The organism is Salinicola sp. NYA28a (assembly GCF_976982775.1).
Genome location: NZ_OZ334582.1, coordinates 562,761 through 583,515, shown reverse-complemented (window position 1 = coordinate 583,515; position 20,755 = coordinate 562,761). Strand labels below are relative to the sequence as shown.

The window sequence follows — 20,755 nt, the reverse complement described above, 5'->3', positions numbered from 1 at the left end:
TAACCCGGGCGTGATGAATCCACGCGTCTTGAATCCAGGCTCATGAATCAACTCTGTTTCAGGCGGCGCTTGAGCGGCAGACGCAGCCAGCGGAAGAACGGTGTCGCCTGCAGGATCGAGAGCAGCGCCAGAATCAGCAGCACGGTGGCGATGGGGCTTTCCAGGAACACGCCGAAGCTGTCGTTGCCGATCAGCATCGACTGCTGGAAGCTGGTCTCCATCACTGGCCCCAGGATCAGGCCGATCACCATCGGCGCCGGCGACACTCCCGCCTTGCTCATCCAGTAGCCGAACAACCCGAAGCCCAGCATCAGCCCGACATCGAACAGGCTGTTGTTGATCGCGAAGGCACCGATGATGCACAGCGTCAGAATCGCGCAGGCAATGAAGCCGTCAGGAATCTTGGTCACCGAGACGCTCATCTTGGTGAACGCCAGCCCCACCACCAGCAGCGCGATGTTGGCGAGAATCACCGCCCAGATCAGGGTGTAGGTGACGTCGCCGTAATCGGTGAGCAGATTGGGGCCGGGCAGGATGCCCTGCACCATCAGCGCACCGAGCAGGATCGCGGTGGAAGAGCTCCCCGGGATCCCGAGGGCGATGGTAGGAATCAGCGCACCGCCAACGACCGCATTATTGGCGGCCTCCGGCGCGGCGACGCCGGCAATCTCTCCCTTGCCGAAGCGGCTCTTGTCCTTGGCGAAGCGCTTGGCCTCGTTGTAGGCGAACCAGCTGGCGGTATCACCACCAGTGCCGGGAATCAGCCCCACGACGATACCGATGCCGCTGGAGCGCAGGATGTTGGGCATCAGCTGCTTGATGGTGCTCCAGCGTGGCATCAAGCGGTCGGTGATACGGCTCGCTACCTTGTTGCCCCGGTGGGAGTTCTCGATCAGCGTCAGCGCCTGGGGCACCGAGAACAGCCCGATCAATGCCACCGTGAAATCGATCCCGGCGAACAGGTTGATCTGATCGAAGGTCATGCGTGGCGTACCGGTCGTCAGGTCCATCCCCACCGTGCTGAGCAGCAGGCCCAGCCCGCCCGAAAGCAGGCCGCTGATCACCGACCCCTGCGCCAGCGAACCGATGATGGTGATGCCCAGTACGGCAATCGCGAACAGCTCGACCGGGCCGAACTCGAGCACCAGCGTGCCGAGCAGCGGTGCCGCCGTCAGCAGCGCGATGCCGCTCATCAGCCCGCCGAAGAACGAGGCGAACAGCGAGATCCCCAGCGCCTGGCCCGCCTTGCCCTGCTGCGAGAGCGGGAAGCCGTCGAGCACGGTCGCCGCCGCCGAGGGCGTGCCGGGGGTACGCAGCAGAATCGCGGCGATGGAGCCGCCGTAGGACGCCCCAACGTAGAGCGAAGCCAGCATGCTCAGCCCGGTCGCCGGGTCGAAGCTGAACGTCAGCGGCAACAGCAGGGCCAGCGCCATCGTCGCCGACAGCCCCGGCATCGCCCCGACGAACAGCCCCAGCAGCGTACCGCCGAGGATGCAGGCAATGTTGTTGAAGCTGAGCACGTTGGTCAGCCCGATCATCACCAAAGAGGAATCCATGCGCGTCTACTCTCCTGCGCTCGAACCGAGCGTCGTGGCCGCCAGTGCTGGCGAGGGCTTACCAGTGCTGGCGAAGACTCAAAGAAAGCTCGGCAGCAGCGGGATCGGCAGACCCAGGAACTGCACGAACACCAGGCACACCATGGCGATCAGCACCGCACCGGCGATCAGCGCGAAGGACCACTTCACGGTGCGCAGAATCGCCAGCGCCAGGGTCATGAATAGCGCCGTGGCCAGCACGTAACCGAGCGTCGTCATCGACGCGACATACCCCACCGCCAGCAGGAAGATGGTGACGACCGCCGCCCAGCGCTTGGGCGCCGGTGGTGCCTCGTCCGCTTCCCGGTCGGCTGGCTCGGCGGCGCTGCCGCCAGTGGCCGGCGCGCGACGCTGTAGCCGCAGTTCGCTGGCCACCATCGCCAGCGACAGCAGCCCGACGGCGACTGCGTAGATCATCGGCATCTGGGCGGCGGCGCGGGGGTAATCGCTGGCATCGAAGAAGAAGACGCCGGCCACGACGATGCCAAACACTCCCAGCAGCAAACGACTGACGTTCATGGCGTCCTCCTCGTCGGGTATCGATCGGCCACTCAGCGACCGACCTCGTCCTTGACCGATTCCCAGATGCCGCGGTAATCGCTCTCCATCTGGTCGATCATGGCGCGGTAGTCATCGCCAGTGACGACATCGAGATTCATGGCTCGCTTTTCCGCCTGGGCCTGGAAGTCGGGCTCCTGCGCCAGCGTCTCGAACGCCTCGATCAGCTGTTGCCGAGCCTCTTCCGGGATATCCGCCGGCGCGCTGTAGCCCCGCGAGGAGCCCGCCACCACGTCCACCCCTTTCTCCTTCATGGTGGGCACGTCCGGCAGGCTGGACAGCCGCTTCTCGGCGAACACCGCCAGCGCCCGAAGGTTGCCGGACTCGATCTGCCCGTAGACGTTGCCCACGTTGTTGAAGCTGGCATCGATCTTGCCGCCCATGGCTGCCGTCGCGGACGGGCCGTCGCCCTGGAACGGCACCTTCTTGAAGGAGAGCCCCTTGGCCTGCTCGAGCAGGATGGTGGTGAAGAAGTCGTCGCCGCCGACGCCGGAATTGCCGATGGTCACCGTACCCGGGCTCTGCTCGGCGGCCTCGAAGAGACCCTCGATGGTCTGGTAGGGGCTATCGGCACTGACGACGACGATGCCCGGATCGGTCACCACGTTGGCGATCGGCGTCATCTCGTCGGTCTTGTAGGTGATGGCATCGTTCATGATGTAGTTGGTCATCAGCATCGGCGTGTTGGTGATGCTGATGGTGCTGCCATCGTTGGGCGACTGCTTGGCCAGCCTCGTCCAGGCGACGGCCCCGGTGGCGCCGGGCATGTATTCGTTGACGAAATCGACGCCGAGAATTTCGCTCAGGCGCGGCTGGACCAGCTGAGCCAGGGCATCACTCCCGCCTCCCGGCTTGAATCCTTGCAGAACGGTGACTTCATCGCCTCCCACGTAATCGGCGGCTTGCGCCAGGGGAGACAGGCTGATGGCGACGGCGGTGGCCGTCAGCCAGTGGCGAAGGGCTTTGGCGTGCATGATCGATTCCTCTCTGACGGAGTCTGTTTGTCGTTGTCTTACCTAGCCTTGTCTTGCCTACTCTTGTCTTACCTACTCTTGTCGTGCCAAAGAGAACGTATTAATTTATCGATCAGATTGTCAATAATATTGCCGCCAATAGAGACTAAAGCAGTAACGGCGTACAAAATGGTCCTAAAGGGCGCGAAATCGCCATCATTCGGCGAACGGCCGTGGCAGAATCGATTCTGCAACCGGCGGACTGACCAGCGGCGGCGCTTGCTCCTTGCCTGCCCTGCTGAAGACAATGGCCAACCGGGTGACGGGAATACATCGTGACGGGAACACATTCATGCCAAAACGGGACAACGCCAAACCGAGCAGCACCGACACGGGCCGATACCTCGTCGACGAGCAAGCCGCGACGGTCGCCGAAGCGGCCAGCGTGACCGATATCGTGTCGGCCATAGAAGAAGACATCGTGCTCAATCGCGTGCATCCGAAGGAGCGGCTGGTCGAGGAAGACCTGATGCAGCGCTTCGCCGGCAAGCGCCACGTGGTGCGCCAGGCGCTGTTTCAGCTCGAGAATGCCGGCCTGGTGGAGCGCATCAAGAATCGCGGCGCTTTCGTCAAATCCTATACGCCGGAAGAGGTGGAAGGGATCTACGTCATGCGCGAACTGTTGGAGGAGGCCGCCGCGGATCGCATACCGATGCCGGCGCCGCCCTCGCTGATCGAGGCGTTGACCGCCATCCAGTCGCGACACAGCGCGGCCGTGGAGAGCGGCGACCTGCGCGCGGTGTTTCATCAAAACATCGCGTTTCACCGCACGCTGTTCGCCGCCTGCGGCAACGAGTATCTCGCCGACACCATCAACGAATTCGCCCAGAAGGCACATGCCATCCGCTTCATCGGCACCACCGACCGCCAGTCCATCCGGCTGGCCCGCGACGAGCATCTCGCCATGATCGACGCGCTCGAACGGCAAGACCGCGCCGAACTACATCGCCTCTGCTACCAGCATCTCCAGCCCTCGAAGGAGCGCTACCTCCACCTCTACCGCCTCCGGGAAGGCGGCTGATGCAGGTAGTCAGCCTTAGAGGCTGAAAAGCCCCGTGCGTCGCCAGAGCCACCCCAAGCGCCTCTCAAGACCGTACTGGACGATAATCGCCAAGCTGGGTCTTGCGACAGGGATGTCGCAAGAGGCATGCCGGGACAGGGATGTCCTTGCATGCCGACCCTAAGCGCAGCGATTGATCGGCCAGGGTTTCACGGTCTTGTGGCGCGAAAAGAGGGGGAGCGGCGAGGGGGCGAGCGTTAAGCCCCCTCGTCATGACCAGCAATAGATCAGTCAGGATCTCAACAGTTGTACGCTCTCCTTGCAGGAATACGTTGTCTTGGCAAAAGGATTTTTCATCGACCTGACGACCGCGAAGCGGCCCGGTGTCACTTCGGCACACGCCGCTGAATGTTCGGCGGCCGCAGGAAGGTGAAGTCGCAACCCTGATCCGCCTGGGTAATCTGCTCGAGAAACAGCTTGCGATACCCCCGCTCGGCGGTCAGCGCCACCGGTCGCCAGCCTTCCCGGCGCCGGGCGAGTTCTTCGTCGTCGACCAGCAGCTCCAGCCGGCGCTCGCTCACGCTCAGGCGAATCCGGTCGCCGTTCTCGACCAGCGCCAGCGGCCCGCCGAGGGCGGCTTCCGGCGTCACGTGCAGCACGATGGAGCCCGCCGCCGTGCCGCTCATGCGGCCGTCGGAGATCCGCAGCATGTCGCGCACCCCTTGCCGCGCCAGCTTGCGCGGGATCGGCAGGTAGCCCGCCTCGGGCATCCCCGGTGCGCCGACGGGGCCGATCCGCTTGAGCACCAGGACATCCTCCGCCGTCACGTCCAGCTCCGGATCGTCGATCCGTGCCGCCATGTCTTCGGCGTCCTCGAACACGACGGCACGTCCTTCGTGCTCCATCAGACGAGCATCCGCGGCCGACTGCTTGATGATCGCGCCGTCGGGGGCCAGGTTGCCGCGCACGAACGCGATCCCGCCGGCGTGATAGAGCGGCGAATCGAAGCGATGCACGACCTGCTGCTCGAACACCGGCACCGCGTCGATCTCCTCCCCCAGCGTCCGTCCGGTCACAGTCATGGCATCCAGATGCAGCAACAGCTTCAGCTCGCGCAGCACCGTCGGCAGCCCGCCGGCACGGTGCAGGTCTTCCATGTAGTGCTGCCCTGACGGTTTGAGATCGACCAGCACCGGCGTCTCGCGGCTCATGCGGTCGAAGGCGGCTAGATCGATATCGATGCCCATGCGCCCGGCAATGGCGGTCAGGTGGATGATGCCGTTGGTCGAGCCGCCGATCGCCAGCAGCACCCGCAGCGCATTCTCGAACGCCTTTTCGGTCAGGATCTTGTCCGGCGTCACGCCTGCCCGCGCGTTGATCACGGCCTGCCGCCCCGTCGCCTCGGCGACACGCATGCGGTCCGCAGTCACCGCCGGCGGCGAGGCGCTGCCCGGCAGGGCGATACCCAGTGCTTCGCTGATACACGCCATGGTGCTGGCCGTTCCCATCACCGAACAGGTACCGACGCTGCCGACCAGCTTGGCGTTGACCTCCTCGATCTCCTGGTCGTCGATCTCCTGGCCGCGATACATGCCCCAGTAGCGACGGCAGTCGGTACACGCCCCCACCCTGACGCCACGGTGACCGCTGGTCAGCATGGCGCCGCTCACCAGCTCGAGCATGGGCAGATTGGCGGAGGCCGCGCCCATCAACTGGGCAGGCACCGTCTTGTCGCATCCGCCGATGAGTACCACCGAGTCCATCGGCTGGGCGCGGATCATCTCCTCCGTATCCATCGACATCAGGTTGCGCAGGTACATGCTCGTCGGGGTGGAGAAGCTCTCGGCGATCGAGATGGTGGGGAATTCGATCGGCAACCCGCCTTCCAGCATCACTCCGCGCTTGACCGCCTCGATCAGTTGCGGCGCATTGCCGTGGCAAGGGTTGTAACCGCTGCCGGTATTGACGATACCGACGATGGTGCGATTGAGCGCATCGTCGCTGTAGCCCGCGCCCTTGATGAACGCCTTACGCAGAAACAACGAGAAGCCGGCATCGCCGTAGTTCACCAGCCCCTGATTGAGCCCCGTCTGCCGTCCGTCGTCCGTGCCATCGTGTTGCTTGCCCTGCTGGTTGTCGTCCTGAGAGTCGTTAGCCATGTCATCCTCGTCGCCATAATTATTGATAATATTATCGACGTAAGTAACCACAGTTGACGAGGCAATGACATCCGACTTAAGCCGCAGGCTCTCGTCGCTCGGCGACAAAAGGGCGAGCCCGGCGGCATACGGACGGATTTAGCAGACGCTGCTTTTATCGCCTAACCTTTACCCAGGCTAATGCAACGTCCATTCGCCCACGCTAATAGGACCGCGACACAAGGATGAGAACCATGACGCTTTTCGAAGACCTGCGTGCAAGCCATGACAAGCAGCGCCGTCTGCTCGACCTGTTGGTCAAGACCCATGGCGACAGTGAAGGCCGCGACGAGCTTTACAAACGTCTGCGCGCCGAACTGGAGAACCATGCCGCTGCGGAAGAGCGCGCGCTCTACATTCCGATGATGGAACACGACATGACGCAGGAGAAAGCGCGCCACAGCGTTGCCGAGCATCACGAGATCGACGAGCTGCTGGAAACGCTGGAAGCGACCGAGTACGAATCTCCCGGCTGGCTGGCCAGCGCCAAGAAGCTCCAGCACTTGGTCACGCATCATCTCGACGAGGAAGAGCAGGAAGTCTTCCAACTGGCGGGGCGCGCCCTGGGGGATTCGGAAAAGACCTCCCTGGCCAAGACCTACCGCCAGGAAATGGAAAGCCGCGAAGCCAGCTGACGGCGCGGCCGGTCTCTCTCGGCCAACCTGTCTTGATCGGTCTATCTCGACCAGCCTGTCTCGATCGGCCTGTTTTGACTGACCTGTCTCGACCGGCCTGTCTTGGCCGACCTGGCTCGACTACCCTATTTTGATCAACCTGTTTCAGCCAACCTGTCTCAATCACTCTGTCTCAATCACTCTGTCTCAACCAACCTCACGCGACCGCCCGCGGCCATCGGTGGGCGGTCATCTTCGATCAGGACGAAAGGATTCGACGATGTCTCATGACAAGGTCATTTTGATCACGGGCGCCTCGAGCGGTATCGGCGCGGCGACCGCCAGGCTCGCGGTCGAGGCGGGATATCGCGTTGCGCTGGCAGCGCGTAGCACGGACAAGCTCGAGGCCCTGGTGGCTTCTCTCGGGGAGGAGCGCGCCCTGGCGCTGAGCTGCGACGTCACTTCAGCCAAGGATCAGCACCGGGCCGTCGAACAGACCCTTGCCCGTTTCGGCCGTCTCGACGGGCTGTTCGCCAATGCCGGCATGGGCGGCACGCCGGGAGGCTTCAGCGGGGCCGATGCGGAGGTATGGAAGTCGATGATACTGACCAACGTGTACGGCGTCGGCCTGTCGATCCAGGCAGCGCTGCCGGCCCTGCGCGAAAGTCACGGCCATGTGCTGCTGACGGGTTCGGCCGCTGGCCGCACCACCATCGCCGGCTCGATGTACAGCGCCACCAAGTGGGCGGTCACCGGCATCGGTCACAATCTCAGAGAGGAACTGCGCGGTTCGGGGATTCGCGTCACCCTGATCGAGCCCGGCATGGTGGACACCCCGTTCTTCGACTCGCCGCCCGAGCAGGCGCTCCAGGATCAGGATATCGCCAACGCCGTGATCTATGCGCTGAGCCAGCCGGAACGCGTCGATGTCAACGAGATCCTGATTCGACCGACGCCACCGCGTGACAAGACTTGAAAGCCGTGACGTTGTTACACCGATAGCAAATGCAACTTTTTCTCATCGGGAAACTCTCAGCAACAGCCGAAAAAGGAAGGACCTTCATGTTGTTGCCGTCGAGACTCCCGCATTACCCGCGCCTGACCTGGCTGGCGCCGTTCACGTTGCTGGCCGGTTGCACGGGCGTGCCCGAAGGCACCCAGCCGGTCAGCGACTTCCGGATCGATCACTACCTGGGCCAGTGGTACGAGATCGCTCGACTCGATCACGGCTTCGAGGAAGGGCTCGAATGCGTCACGGCAGAATACAGCCGCCGTGACGATGGCGATATCCGGGTCATCAATCGTGGTTACGATCCGGCCGAACAGCGCTGGGAAAGCGCCGAGGGTCGGGCCAGTTTCGTCGGCGCCCCCGATGTCGGCCATCTCAAGGTCAGTTTCTTCGGCCCGTTCTATGCCGGCTACAGCGTGTTGGCGCTGGACGACAGTTATCAACATGCCCTCGTCGCCGGCCCGGACCGAGACTACCTGTGGATACTTTCGCGGGACCCGACCCTGGATGCCCCCACCTACACCGCCCTGGTATCCCGGGCGCGTGAGCTGGAGTTCCCGGTCGACGAGCTGATCCAGGTCTCCCAGGATCCAGAAGCCTGCCAGCGAACCGAGGATGTCGGCGAAGCGCCCGGTTGATCCGTTCCGAAGCCGCCGCCTCGAGACGCACCCGTCTTGAAGCTCATGCTTTGGTCGACGTCGAAGGTCTCTTTCTCGCCCCATCCGGCTAACGTCCTATAGTGGAAGTCATCCTTCCGACCTGGAGCCTGCCATGACCCTCGATCGTCGTCAGCTGTTGCGCAACTCGGCGCTGCTTGGCGCTTCCCTCGCGTTCTCGCCCAGCCTGCTGGCCAAGACGGCCGGCGCGCCGCCCGCCCGCTACCCGGACGAAGCGTGGCAGGTGCTGGACGATCGCTTCAAGCCGTACTACGTCTTCAACACGCCGCTCGAACGCCACTGGTCGGACGGGCTGTGGCTGGAAGGCCCGGCCTGGAACGCGGTGGGGCGTTATGCCGTGTTCAGCGATATTCCCCGCGCCCGGCAGATGCGCTGGGACGAAGTGACCGGCCAGGTCAGCGTGCTACGCGAAGGCGTCGGCCACTCCAACGGCAACGCCTTCGACCATCAGGGTCGCCTCGTCGCCTGCGAGCATTCACCGGCGCGGGTCGTGCGTTACGAGTGGGATGGCACCACTACGGTGCTGGCCAGCCGCTTTCAGGGCAAGCCGCTGAATGCCCCCAACGACCTGGTGATCCTGGACAACGATGGCGTGATCTTCACCGATCCCGGCTACGGCGCCCACGTCGATTATGAAGGCGAGAAGCGTCCGCTGGCGCTCAAGCCGGCGGTCTACTACATCGACGACACCATGAACACGCCCAAACTGCTGACCGACGAGCTGGGCAAACCCAACGGCATCGCCCTGTCCGGCGACAAGCGTCGGCTCTACATCAGCGACACCGCGCCTTCCCACTTCCCTGACCGGCCGGCAACGGTATCGCGCTGGACACTCTCCCAGGACGGGCAGTCGCTCAGCGGCCGCGAAACCGTGGTGTCGAGCCAGGATACGGAAACCTATGACGGCATCACGCTGGACCAGGACGACAACCTGTGGGCATCGGTCTCCGGCGGCGAGGGGCATGACGGCGTATCGATCTTCGCGCCGAACGGGGACCGGATCGGCCGGATCCTGCTGCCGGAGGTGTGCGCCAACCTCTGCTTCGTCGGCGAGCATCGCAACCGCCTGCTGATGACCGCCAGCCGTTCGATCTACACCCTCTACACCGGAACCCGAGGGCTGGTATAAGACCCGACCGGCGCCTGGCGTGAATCCGGGCGCAGCCTGGCAGAGCAGAACACGAATCCGGAACGCCACGCGGCGAGCGGGCCTTCCGGATCCCTTGCCAGGAGAGTGTACAGCGCGAAGGCGAGAGCGAGGACTTTCCAGCCGAGACTGTCGAGAATGCGCTTTCATGATCGAGCCGCGTTTTTTCAGCGTATCGACGCGGCGGCTTGCCGGAGACCACGAACGGGGTAAGCTGATCTCTCCGTAACAGCCGAAGCTGGCGAGAGCCTATCCTGCCCATGTCCGTGCCGATCTCGATACCCGCCCTGCCCGACACCCTTCTAATGCTTCCGCCGTGGCGAGCGCGCCATGCTGGACTATCGCGCCATGCTGGATAAGTGGCTCTCGGCGACACTGGATGAGGCATCGACGCCGAGCGACGGCGCCTCGGATGACACCGACCGCAACGCAGCAGAACAGGGCCGCCTGCCCGGCGGACGCTATCGGATCCTCGGCGAGGGCATCCTCGAGCTGACACCGGATGTCGTCGCGCCGGACGCTCGTGGCGTGGTGATTTCCGCCGGCATTCACGGCAACGAGACGGCGCCGATCGAGCTGGTCGGCGAACTGCTTGCGGCGCTCGAGGTCGGCCGCCTCACGCTGGGCGCGCCGCTGCTGGTCATTCTCGGCAACATTCCCTCGATTCGCGCCCGGACCCGCTTCGTCACCACCAATCTCAACCGCCTGTTCAAGCGCGATCTCGATCAGACGGGCGACGAGCCCCAGCGAGCGCGCGAGCTGATGCGCGCGGTCGATGAGTTCTTCGTGAAACATCCCGACCAACCGCTGCATCTCGATCTGCATACCGCCATTCGCGACAGTCGTTACCCGCGCTTCGCCGTCGTCCCCTATACGGAGACACAGCCCGAGTCGCGTTGGCCGGGACTGGCCGCGGCCGGCATGCAGGCCGTGCTGCTGCAGCATCAGCACAGCTGGACCTTTTCCCACTATTCGCGTCACTATCACGCGGCCGAAGCCTATACGCTGGAGCTCGGCAAGGTGCGCCCCTTCGGTGAAAACGATCTCGACGCCCTCGGCGGCATGCGGGCCTGGCTCGCCGCCCTCGCGGAAGGCCGTCCGTTTTCGGCCGACAGTCTGGATGGCCTGCGCTTCTTCCAGGTCGCTTTCGAGCTGATGCGCACGAGCGAATCCTTCCGGCTCACCTTTGCCGAAGACGTCGCCAACTTCACCGAATTCGCGGTCGGCGAGACGCTGACCGAGGACGACGCGACCGGGGCCTTTACCGTGCAAGAAGCACCGCTCTCGGTAGTCTTCCCCAACGCCCAGGTGGAATTGAATGCGCGCGCGGCCTTGCTGGTCCGACCTTGCGCGCCCCCGATCCAGCCCTAGCGGCCATCGGCGAACCGGTTTCATCCGCAACGGCTTTTAAGTCGACCAACAATGACAATGCTTGCCAGGAGTTTTCCAAAATGAACAATGAGTTACCGCTCACTTACCCATTTTTTGCCGCGTCGCGCCTCCGCTCAGATCAGGCGTTGTCTGGAACCTAACGGCGAAACTGCTAGAATCGCCGCATTTTTCGCCGGGGAGTCGGCGTCGCCGACGCTATCCGACGATGGCACGATCGACAGCAAGACGGGCCATCTGACGCCGTACCGCTTCCCGCCAGCCAACCCACTCGGTGGACAACATCATGGCCGCGACCCCCATCCCCCTGGAAGCGAAGGGCATCAAGAAGCGCTTCGGCGATCATGAGGTGCTCAAGGGGATTTCTCTCCAAGCGCACAAGGGTGATGTCATCACTCTGATCGGCGCTTCCGGTTCCGGGAAAAGCACCTTTTTGCGCTGCATGAACCTTCTGGAGCAGCCCGACGAAGGCGAACTGATCGTCCACAACGAGGCGATCAATTTCCGTAACACCAAACAGGGCCGCGAGCCGGCGGACTGGAAACAGGTCGAGCGGATTCGCGCCAAGCTGTCGATGGTCTTCCAGAACTTCAACCTCTGGTCGCACATGACACTGCTCGAAAACGTCATCGAAGCGCCGGTTCACGTGCTCGGCAAGCCCAGAAAGCAGGCGATCGACGAGGCCCGCGCCCTGCTCGATCGCGTCGGCCTGCTCGATCGCGCCGACTACTATCCGACCCAGATGTCCGGCGGCCAGCAGCAGCGCGGCGCCATCGCCCGCGCCCTGGCGATGGATCCGGAAGTGATGCTGTTCGACGAACCGACTTCGGCGCTCGATCCGGAGCTGGTCGGCGATGTGCTTCAGGTCATGCGCGGCCTCGCCGACGAAGGCCGTACCATGATCCTGGTGACCCACGAGATCGCCTTTGCCCGGGACGTTTCCAGCCAGGTGATCTACCTGCACCAGGGCGTGGTCGAAGAGTCCGGCACGCCGGCCGATGTCCTCGACAACCCGCGCTCCGAGCGCCTGCGCCAGTTCCTGGCACCCAAGCACTGAGGCACAGTCCATCATGATCGACCTGCAAGGCTACGGCCCGCGGCTGCTCGAGGGGGCCATGGTCACCATCGAACTGGCCGTGCTATCGCTGATACTGGCAGTCATCCTGGGATTGTTGACCGCCAGCGCCAAGCTATCGCGCAATCGGCTGATCCACGGTATCGGCACGCTCTACACCACGCTGGTGCGCGGCGTGCCGGATCTGGTGCTGATGATGCTGCTGTTCTACGGCGGTCAGATCGGCATCAACATGCTCACCGACCAGCTCTATTACGCCTTCGATATCGATATCTTCATCAACATCAACGCTTTCGTCGCGGGCGTCATCACCATCGGATTAATCTTCGGGGCCTACATGGGCGAAACCTTCCGCGGGGCCTTCCAGGCGGTGGAAGAAGGCCAGATGGAAGCCGCGCGCGCCTACGGCATGAGCCCGCTACTCGCCTTCAGACGCGTTCGCTTTCCGCTGATGATGCGTCATGCCCTGCCGGGGATCGGCAACAACTGGATGGTGCTGCTCAAGACTACCGCGCTGGTCTCGATCATCGGCCTGACCGACATGGTCCGTGTCGCTGCCGAAGCCACCAAGGCAACCCATGAGCCGTTTCTGTTCATGATCCCGGTGGCGATGATCTATCTGCTGATCGCCACGCTGTCCGAGTGGGGCTTCGCCAAGTTGACCAAGCGCTACAACACCGGCTTTGGGGAGTCCAGCGAATGGAACAATTGAACGGCTGGTTCACCGACCTGTTGTCCGACAACACGATCTTCACCGCCAATACGCTGGGCTTCTACTGGGGCGGCTTCGTCACCACGGTACAGCTGGTCTTCCTGTCGCTGGTGATCGGCATGATCCTGGCGGTGCCGCTGGCCATCGGCCGCGGTTCGAAGCGCCGCTGGATCAAGCTTCCGATCTACGCCTACACCTACGTCTTTCGGGGTACGCCGCTGCTGATCCAGCTCTATCTGGTCTACTACGGCGTGGTCTTCTTCGAAGGCATTCAGGACAGCATCTTCTGGGTAGTGTTCAAGCAGGCGTTCTTCCCGGCACTGATCGCGTTCACGCTCAACACGGCGGCCTACACCACCGAGATCTTCCACGGTGCGATCAAGAACACCGCCAAGGGCGAGATCGAAGCGGCCCGCGCCTACGGCATGTCACGCAAATTGATGATGCGGCGCATCATTCTGCCCAGCGCCTTTCGCCGTGCCCTGCCGGCTTACGGCAACGAGGTGATCTTCATGCTGCACGCCAGCGCCGTGGCCAGCGTGGTGACGATCATGGATCTGACCGGCGCGGCCTATTATGTCTACGCCCGTTTCTACGCGCCGTTCGATGCCTTCATCTTCGTCGCGCTGATCTATCTCTGCCTGACCTTCGGCATCATGTTCGTGTTTCGAAAGCTGGAAAAGCGGTTACTGGCGCACCTGCGTCCGCGCGGCGCTTGAGCGCAGACCAGGTCATCGTTCGGCGTCATCTGTCATCATCACCACACACAAAGAGAACTACTCATGAACAAGTGGATCACCGGCGCGCTTATCGCGGGCGCCCTCGTATCGGGTCAGGCATTCAGTCAGGCCATGGCCCAGGAAAGTCAGGATGCCATTCGCCTGGGTATCGATGTGCCCTACGAACCCTTCGTCGTGCGTAACGCGGACGGCGATCTCGAAGGCTTCGAGATCGACCTCGGCAACGAGCTGTGCGCTCGTGCCAACCTCGAGTGCAGTTGGGTAGAACAGGGTTGGGACGGCATCATCCCCGGCCTGCTGGCGCGCAAGTACGACGCCATCCTCTCCTCGATGGCGATCACCCCGGAGCGCGAGCGTCAGGTGCTGTTCTCGCTGCCCTACTACAACACGCCCAGCGTCTGGATCACCGCAAGCGATCGCGATATCGACATCGATGACAAGGAATCCCTGGAGGGGCTCTCCGTGGGTGTGCAGCGCGGCACCATCCGCGATGTCTATGTCACCCAGGAGTACGGCGACGTTCTCGACATCCACCGCTACGGCTCCTCCCAGGACGTGGTCAACGACCTCAAGTCCGGCCGTCTCGACCTGACCTTCGAGGATTTCCCGATCGCCAACGACGCCATCGATTTCCGTCAGGACGACAGCCCCTACAAGCAGCTCGGCGACAGCATCAAGACGCCCACCTCGATCTTCGGGGAAGGCGCAGCGATGGCGTTCCGGCAGCGTGACAAGGCGCTGGCCGCCAAGTTCGACAAGGCGATCTGCGAGGTTTACGCCGATGGCACCTTCGACGAGCTGATGGAAAAGTACTTCGACTACGATCTGTCGGTACGCCCGAGCGAGCAGGACTGCGCCGAATAATCCCGCCCCCTGTCCGGTCGCTGGCCATGGTGCCAGCGACCGGGCCTCATGATTCTCGAGTCGAGGAAGTGTCGTGGAACACCAGAAGCACCCTTTGATCAGCCCGGTGCCGGGCACCGAACGCTACATCGACAGCTTTCATTTCGGCCCGGCGGATGCCGAGCGGCATCTGTACGTGCAGGGCGCGCTGCATGCCGATGAACTGCCGGGCATGCTGGTCGCCTGGACGCTCAAGCAGCGCCTCGCCGAGCTCGAGGCCCAGGGACAGCTGGCCTGCCGCGTGACGCTCGTGCCCGTCGCCAACCCGGTGGGGCTGGACCAGCAACTGATGGATACGCCGCTGGGGCGCTACGATTTCGAGAGTCTGACCAACTTCAATCGTCGCTACGTGAACGTGGCCGATAGCATTGCCGACGGCCTTGAGACGGCACTGAACGACAACATCGCTCACAACCGCGACCTGATTCGCGATCGTTTCGAGGCTGCGCTGGCGTCGATCACACCGACCACCACGCTGGAATCCATGCAGCTGACGCTGCAGCGCCTGGCCTGCCGTGCCGACTTCGTGCTCGACCTCCACTGCGATTTCGATGCCGTCGAGCACCTCTACACCACGCCGGCGGCCTGGCCGGTATTCGAGCCGCTGGCGCGATACTTCGGCGCCAAGGCCAGCATGCTGGCCACCGATTCCGGCGGCCAGTCGTTCGACGAGTGTTTCACGCTGGTGTGGGAACAGCTGCGACAGACGTTCGGCGAGCGTTTCCCGCTCGACTACGGCTGCCAGTCGGTGACGCTGGAATTGCGCGGTCAGTGCGATGTCGATCATGCTCTCGCCGGTCACGATGCCCAGGCGATCATCGACTGGCTGCGGCATCTGGGACTCGTCGCGGGCGAGGCGCCGGCATTGCCCGAACTGGCCTATCCGGCCACCGAACTGGCGGCGATGGACTTTCTGCATGCGCCGATCGGTGGCCTGCTGGTGTTCCACGCCGAACCCGGCATCGAGGTGGTAGCCGGCCAGCTCATCGCCGAGATCATCGATCCGATCAGCGATCGCGTCGAACCGGTTCATGCCTCCCAGGCCGGCATGTTCTATGCCCGCAGCCAGCGCCGGATGGCCACCGCCGGCATGATCGTCGCCGATATCGCCGGTCATCACAGCCATCGGAGCGGTTATCTGCTGGCGCCGTGAATCAGGCGTTGATTGCGGCGATATTCAATTGTGTAAGCATTGGTTATGCTGCGGTTGTCGCCCATCGAGTGTCAGGAAGCCTTCACTGTTCAAAAGGCGGTGAATGGACCGGGACCGAATCGCAACACACAAGAACTCACGCATCACAAGAGAGAAGCGATCCATGAAGAAACTGCTGACTACCAGCCTGCTCGGCGCCGCGCTGATCGCGGGTGTCGCCCAGGCCCAGGATACCGAACAGCTGCGCATCGGTGTCGACGTCCCCTACGAACCGATGGAATACCGTACCCCGGATGGCGAGCTGACCGGCTTCGACATCGAACTCGGCAACGCCCTGTGCGCGCAGATCAAGGCCGAATGCGAATGGGTCGTTCAAGCTTGGGACGGCATCATCCCCGGCCTGCTGGCGCGCAAGTACGACGCCATCATGTCGTCGATGACAATCAACGACGAGCGCCGCCAGACCGTGCTGTTCTCCGACCCGTACATCAAGCCGCCCTCCGCATGGTTCGCGGCCGCCGACAGCGGTATCGACACGGTCTACCCCGAGTCGCTGAAAGGCAAGACCATCGGCGTCCAGCGCGGCACGTTGCAGGACAACTACGTGACCGACATGTACGGCGACGATGCCGACATCAGCCGCTACACCACGGCCGACGATCTGGTGCTGGACATGGATGCCGGACGCGTCGACATCGCCTTCCTCGACTTCCCGGTCGGCAAGTCCACCCTGTTGGATAGCAAAGACGGCAACTACGTCACCGTCGGCGACATGATCAGCGAGCCGGAGAAATATTTCGGCGAAGGCTTCGGTATCGCCTTCCGCCCGCGTGACAAGGAGCTCGCCAACCGCTTCGACGATGCCCTCGCCACGCTGAAGCAGAACGGCACCTACGACGAGATCTACGACAAGTACTTCAAGGTCAAGTAATCGTCACCACCTACCGGGCGTGATTCCGCACGCCCGACGACGCGCGGTTTCTCTCGAGACTCGCCGCGTCAAGGCACAAGGCCCCGATCCCAGGATCGGGGCCTTGCGTTTCTGGATCCGCGCCGACCATCGCCGCGTGCGGCGTCCTGTAAACCCCGTGACGCGATTGAAACCGCAGGTTAGCAGCAACGGCGGAAAGCCCCGTTTCGCCAGGCCGGAATCGCAATAGCAATCCCTATCGATCGCTACGTAAGACAGCAAATGTTTACCGTTCTAATGTGGAGAGCGGTACTGACGATCCGTATTCTGCTAGGCATTGCTCGATCTGATAGAGAGATAGGGAGCCCACGCAGGCACCGCACGAAAGAACGATTTTGCCCATCGATAGAGGCTATCGCGTCAAGAAGCAGGGAGATCCCATGGATCAGTGGTTCAATCAAACGCCGGAAGAGATAGCACTGTGCCTGGGCCTTGCCTCGCTCGCACTGGTTTATCGGCGTCCCTCCCGCTTGGGCCTGCCAGCCTGGCTCGCCACATCGATGCTCCCGACCAACGGCCGAGGGGCGGAGGTTGCCGTTCAGGTGGCCACCCACCCGGTTAGCGGCAAACTGCAGGTCTATCATCTCTCGCGCTGGTTCGAGGCCGTGTTGATCGATCCCGCCAACCCGCCGCTACGCGACGGCGAGACCGTCTACCTGATCCGTTGGGAAGCGCGCCAGGCCTGGGTCAGCCGGGTACGCAGTCATACCCCGGCCAAGCCCTCGAAGCGCACCCACAAGCGCTGGCAGTGGAGCTTCGATTAGCCGAGCCGTCAGCGGCTCGGAAAGCTTGAAACGGGCATCGGCACCGGGCTCTACGCCGTTGAAGGTCTGGCAAAGCGCGCCACCAGTCTCGCCATCCCCGGCCCCACCAGCACGACAGTGAATAGTCGCAACGTCTGCAACGCTACCACCAGCCCGACATCGGCATGAGTATCGATGGCGATGATCGTCATCGAGTCGAGGCCACCGGGGCTGGTGCCGAGATAAGCGGTGATGAACTCGGTATGCATCAGCAGGGTCATCAGCCAGGCGGAAAGCGCGCATAGCGCAATCAGCATCAGCGAGGCGAAGATCATCTTGCTCAACGCGCGGGCAATGTTGTGGACCGTCTCGCGATCGAAGCGCAGCCCCACGTAGGTACCGATGACGCCGTAAGCGAGTTCGAGCAGCGGCTGCGGCAACACGATGGTGATCACCCCGGTCAGATGCAGCACGCTCCCCACCATCACCGGCCCCAGCAGCGCGCCGGCGGGCATCCGTCGATCGAAGATCCACACGCCGATGGCGACCACCGCCAGCGTCGTGACGAGGTCCCCCAGATAGCCCAGACCGATGGGAAGAGCCGCCGCATGACCCGCGTTGCCGCTATCCGTCACACCCAGATAATGGCTGACCAGCGCCCCCACCAGCACCACGCAGACCACGCGCACGTACTGCATTGCCGCCACGATTCGGGGATCGGCGTCGGTTTCCTCGGCCATCGCGACCATGGCGGCAGCGGCGCCGGGCGTCGTGCCCCAGGCTGCCGTCGAGCCCGGAAGCCCGCCGTAGCGAACCAGCCCGATACCCACGATCAGGCTCAACAGCAGGGTAATCGCCGTGGCGATCAGCATCACCGGCCAGGCATCGAGAATCTTGAACAGCACCGACAGGGTCAGCGTCTGGGCGATCAACACCCCGATGACGCCCTGGCTGAACTTGAAGCCGATGCGGGGCAGCTTCAGGCCACCGACCATGACGCCGTAGGTGATCGAGACCGCCATGGGCCCGATGAAGCCGCCAGCCGGCATGTGGATCGCGTTCAATGCGCGATTGGCCACGACACAGCCGATAACGAGCAGCAGCCAACGCATCCACGTCGGGGGAGAAAAGCGCGGCGGAGAAGAATCAGCGGACAAGGTCGGGCTCCGGTAAAAGGCTAGGCTTTGTCTGAAAACTGCCTGCGCTCGGCCATACGTCGTTAAAAATCGGCTCAAAGTACTCATTTACACCGCGTAAACTGGTACGCCAGCCCGGTCCGTTTTCGCCGATTTTTGCCTTGTCTGACCTTCGCTCAACGACTTTTCAGACAAAGCCTAATGATATCAACTTTGGCTAATACCGGGCAGGGTTTGTCGACAATCTCGCGCGTCCGGCTGTCATTTAGCGCCACGATGCGACTCGCCGTGCCGCCCCTGCTCGCGCGGAAGGCTGCTACAGTCAGTAGGGAAGCGCGATGCCAACCCCATGGAGATCGACATGCTACGAAGCCTCGTGACCTCGTCCGGCACTGCCCTGCTGCTATCGCTCTGCGGCGAGACGCTGGCCCAGCAGCCGGTACGGAGCGGCCCGCCCAATGCTCCGGATCAGACGCCGGCATTCGAACGCCAGACCCGCGCCCCCGCGATCGAAGGCGATGTTGCGCTGGTCACGACGCCCGTGGCAGAGGGACTGGTCCACCCGTGGGGGCTGGCCTTTGTCGACAACGACCTGGCGCTGGTGACCGAGCGCCCCGGACGCCTGCGCGCCGTCGACCTGCAGAGCGGCACGCTGTCCGAACCGATCGAGGGGCTGCCGGAGATCGATGCCCGCGGCCAGGGCGGGTTATTCGATGTGAGCCTCGATCCCGACTTCGCCGACAACAGGCGAATCTACTTCAGCTACGCCGAGCCTCGAGGCGATGGCAAGAACGGCACCGCCGTCGCTCGCGGCGTTCTCGGCCAGGACCACGGCCGCCTGGAAGACGTCGAAGTCATCTTCCGCCAGACGCCGGCCTGGGACTCCACCAAACATTTCGGCGCCGTGCTGGTGTGGGGCAACGAAGGCAGGCTCTACGTGACCCTGGGAGAGCGCTCGCTGCCCGAACCCCGGCAACTGGCGCAGGATCCGGACACCCATCTCGGCAAGGTCGTGAGAATTCACGCGGACGGTTCCATTCCCGACAGCAATCCGTTCGCCAATGGGAAGGAAGGCCTGGCCGAGAACTGGTCCTACGGTCATCGCAATGTGCAAGGCGCCGCGCTGTCCCCGGAAAGCGGCAAACTATGGACGATCGAGCACGGCCCGAAGGGCGGCGACGAGCTCAACGTCCCGGGACCCGGCAAGAACTACGGCTGGCCGATCATCACTTACGGCGAGGACTACAGCGGCGCGCCCATCGGCGAGGGCCTGACCGCCAAGGAAGGCATGGAGCAGCCGATCTACTACTGGGACACGGTCATCGCCCCGGGCGACATGACCTTCTACCAGGGAGAACGCTTCTCCGGCTGGCAGGGCAATCTGATCATCGCCTCGCTCTCGCCGGGCGGCCTGGTTCGGCTCACGCTCGACGGAAAGCGGGTAAGCGGCGAGCAGCGTCTCGCACAATCTCTCGGCCGCGTGCGCGACGTGACGGAAGGGCCGGACGGCGCGCTATGGGTACTGACGGATGCCAGCAACGGCGCGCTGATTCGAATCACGCCCGAAGACGAGTGATTCCGTTCATGACGGCAGGTGAACGATAGCGCCGCGAATGCCGCGTTCGTCGATCCATAGCTTGCCGAGCGTGATCGGCAGGCGAAAACGGCGCTTCCCCGCCGCGCCGGGGTTGAACCACAGCTGGCGTCCGCTGGCGCTCTCCCGCCACGCGTTGCGCGGCTTGTGGGAGTGGCCGTGCAGCACGGCCTCGAACGCCATTCGCTCATCGATATCGGCGATATCGTGAACCAGCTGCAGAACCCGGCCATTGATCACCAGACGCCAGTGCAGTGGCAAGGAAGCACATTCTCCTTCGATATCGATATTGCCACGGACAGCATGGACGGGCGCGAGCTCGGCCAGTCGCTCAAGAATGGCCGGATCACCTACGTCACCCAGGTGGATCAGCGGGTAGCATCCAGCCAGCAGCGCCAGCGCTTCGTCTCGCAGCAGCCCGTGAGTATCCGAAATGACGCCGACGGGAGCATTGGTCTCGAACGTTGCCGAGGGAATCGCCTCTGCCATCGCTACCTTGGTCCGAACCCGTCAGACACGTGGACGAAAC

At 63.2% G+C, this 20,755-nt stretch carries 20 protein-coding genes; 14 read left to right on the top strand and 6 right to left on the bottom strand.

Annotated features, from left to right (window positions below):
- Positions 1-47: 47 nt before the first annotated feature.
- From ACWHY3_RS02775 to ACWHY3_RS02765, 3 genes are all read right to left on the bottom strand, one after another.
- Positions 48-1,556 (bottom strand): tripartite tricarboxylate transporter permease, encoded by a 1,509-nt coding sequence (locus ACWHY3_RS02775; protein WP_087719038.1) that lies wholly within the window; start codon positions 1,554-1,556, stop codon positions 48-50.
- A 78-nt stretch (positions 1,557-1,634) separates the two neighbouring features.
- Positions 1,635-2,114: a tripartite tricarboxylate transporter TctB family protein gene (locus ACWHY3_RS02770; RefSeq protein ID WP_087719039.1), complete on the bottom strand. Its 480-nt coding sequence runs from the start codon at positions 2,112-2,114 to the stop codon at positions 1,635-1,637.
- Positions 2,115-2,146: 32 nt separating this feature from the next.
- Positions 2,147-3,127, bottom strand: coding sequence for a tripartite tricarboxylate transporter substrate binding protein (locus ACWHY3_RS02765; RefSeq protein ID WP_332779030.1), 981 nt, complete (start codon positions 3,125-3,127; stop codon positions 2,147-2,149).
- Between the two features lie 331 nt (positions 3,128-3,458).
- On the opposite strand from ACWHY3_RS02765, the gene ACWHY3_RS02760 reads away from it, so the two are divergent.
- Positions 3,459-4,187, top strand: coding sequence for a GntR family transcriptional regulator (locus tag ACWHY3_RS02760; RefSeq protein WP_087719041.1), 729 nt, complete (start codon positions 3,459-3,461; stop codon positions 4,185-4,187).
- Positions 4,188-4,552: 365 nt separating this feature from the next.
- On the opposite strand, the gene ACWHY3_RS02755 is transcribed toward ACWHY3_RS02760, so the two are convergent.
- Positions 4,553-6,325 carry an IlvD/Edd family dehydratase gene (locus ACWHY3_RS02755; protein WP_448127517.1) on the bottom strand — a complete coding sequence of 591 codons (1,773 nt, stop codon included), beginning with the start codon at positions 6,323-6,325 and terminating at the stop codon, positions 4,553-4,555.
- Between the two features lie 233 nt (positions 6,326-6,558).
- Between ACWHY3_RS02755 and ACWHY3_RS02750 the strand changes: the two genes are divergently transcribed.
- The 12 genes from ACWHY3_RS02750 (at position 6,559) to ACWHY3_RS02695 (ending at position 17,517) form a co-directional block, all read left to right on the top strand.
- A complete protein-coding gene (locus tag ACWHY3_RS02750) occupies positions 6,559-6,999 on the top strand; it encodes a hemerythrin domain-containing protein (protein ID WP_087719043.1) in 441 nt (146 codons plus the stop codon).
- A 259-nt stretch (positions 7,000-7,258) separates the two neighbouring features.
- Positions 7,259-7,954 carry an SDR family oxidoreductase gene (locus ACWHY3_RS02745; RefSeq protein WP_087719044.1) on the top strand — a complete coding sequence of 232 codons (696 nt, stop codon included), beginning with the start codon at positions 7,259-7,261 and terminating at the stop codon, positions 7,952-7,954.
- An 86-nt stretch (positions 7,955-8,040) separates the two neighbouring features.
- Positions 8,041-8,625, top strand: coding sequence for a lipocalin family protein (locus ACWHY3_RS02740; RefSeq protein WP_087719045.1), 585 nt, complete (start codon positions 8,041-8,043; stop codon positions 8,623-8,625).
- A 133-nt stretch (positions 8,626-8,758) separates the two neighbouring features.
- Entirely contained in the window at positions 8,759-9,793 is a 1,035-nt protein-coding gene (locus tag ACWHY3_RS02735) for an SMP-30/gluconolactonase/LRE family protein (protein WP_448127516.1), read from the top strand.
- Positions 9,794-10,141: 348 nt separating this feature from the next.
- Positions 10,142-11,182: a succinylglutamate desuccinylase gene (locus ACWHY3_RS02730; protein ID WP_256961210.1), complete on the top strand. Its 1,041-nt coding sequence runs from the start codon at positions 10,142-10,144 to the stop codon at positions 11,180-11,182.
- 304 nt (positions 11,183-11,486) lie between these two features.
- Positions 11,487-12,257: an ABC transporter ATP-binding protein gene (locus ACWHY3_RS02725; protein ID WP_448127515.1), complete on the top strand. Its 771-nt coding sequence runs from the start codon at positions 11,487-11,489 to the stop codon at positions 12,255-12,257.
- Between the two features lie 13 nt (positions 12,258-12,270).
- Positions 12,271-12,987: an ABC transporter permease gene (locus tag ACWHY3_RS02720; protein ID WP_087719048.1), complete on the top strand. Its 717-nt coding sequence runs from the start codon at positions 12,271-12,273 to the stop codon at positions 12,985-12,987.
- Positions 12,975-13,706 carry an ABC transporter permease gene (locus ACWHY3_RS02715; RefSeq protein WP_087719049.1) on the top strand — a complete coding sequence of 244 codons (732 nt, stop codon included), beginning with the start codon at positions 12,975-12,977 and terminating at the stop codon, positions 13,704-13,706. Before ACWHY3_RS02720 ends, ACWHY3_RS02715 begins: the two co-directional genes overlap by 13 nt.
- Before the next feature lie 63 nt (positions 13,707-13,769).
- The gene (locus ACWHY3_RS02710) at positions 13,770-14,591 is read left to right on the top strand and encodes a transporter substrate-binding domain-containing protein (RefSeq protein ID WP_448127514.1); all 822 of its coding nucleotides are present in this window, start codon (positions 13,770-13,772) and stop codon (positions 14,589-14,591) included.
- A 73-nt stretch (positions 14,592-14,664) separates the two neighbouring features.
- A complete protein-coding gene (locus tag ACWHY3_RS02705) occupies positions 14,665-15,783 on the top strand; it encodes a succinylglutamate desuccinylase/aspartoacylase family protein (protein WP_087719051.1) in 1,119 nt (372 codons plus the stop codon).
- A gap of 163 nt (positions 15,784-15,946) precedes the next feature.
- Positions 15,947-16,714, top strand: coding sequence for an ABC transporter substrate-binding protein (locus ACWHY3_RS02700; RefSeq protein WP_448127513.1), 768 nt, complete (start codon positions 15,947-15,949; stop codon positions 16,712-16,714).
- A gap of 374 nt (positions 16,715-17,088) precedes the next feature.
- Positions 17,089-17,517 (top strand): hypothetical protein, encoded by a 429-nt coding sequence (locus ACWHY3_RS02695; RefSeq protein WP_448127512.1) that lies wholly within the window; start codon positions 17,089-17,091, stop codon positions 17,515-17,517.
- A gap of 50 nt (positions 17,518-17,567) precedes the next feature.
- On the opposite strand, the gene ACWHY3_RS02690 is transcribed toward ACWHY3_RS02695, so the two are convergent.
- A complete protein-coding gene (locus ACWHY3_RS02690; RefSeq protein ID WP_332779039.1) occupies positions 17,568-18,653 on the bottom strand; it encodes an AbrB family transcriptional regulator in 1,086 nt (361 codons plus the stop codon).
- A 340-nt stretch (positions 18,654-18,993) separates the two neighbouring features.
- Here ACWHY3_RS02690 and ACWHY3_RS02685 point away from each other — a divergent pair, with 340 nt between their 5' ends.
- Complete coding sequence (locus ACWHY3_RS02685) at positions 18,994-20,208, top strand: PQQ-dependent sugar dehydrogenase (protein ID WP_448127511.1); 1,215 nt, start codon at positions 18,994-18,996, stop codon at positions 20,206-20,208.
- A 6-nt stretch (positions 20,209-20,214) separates the two neighbouring features.
- Here the strand turns inward: ACWHY3_RS02685 and ACWHY3_RS02680 are convergent, their stop codons facing one another.
- Complete coding sequence (locus ACWHY3_RS02680; RefSeq protein ID WP_087719055.1) at positions 20,215-20,715, bottom strand: metallophosphoesterase family protein; 501 nt, start codon at positions 20,713-20,715, stop codon at positions 20,215-20,217.
- Positions 20,716-20,755 lie beyond the last annotated feature (40 nt).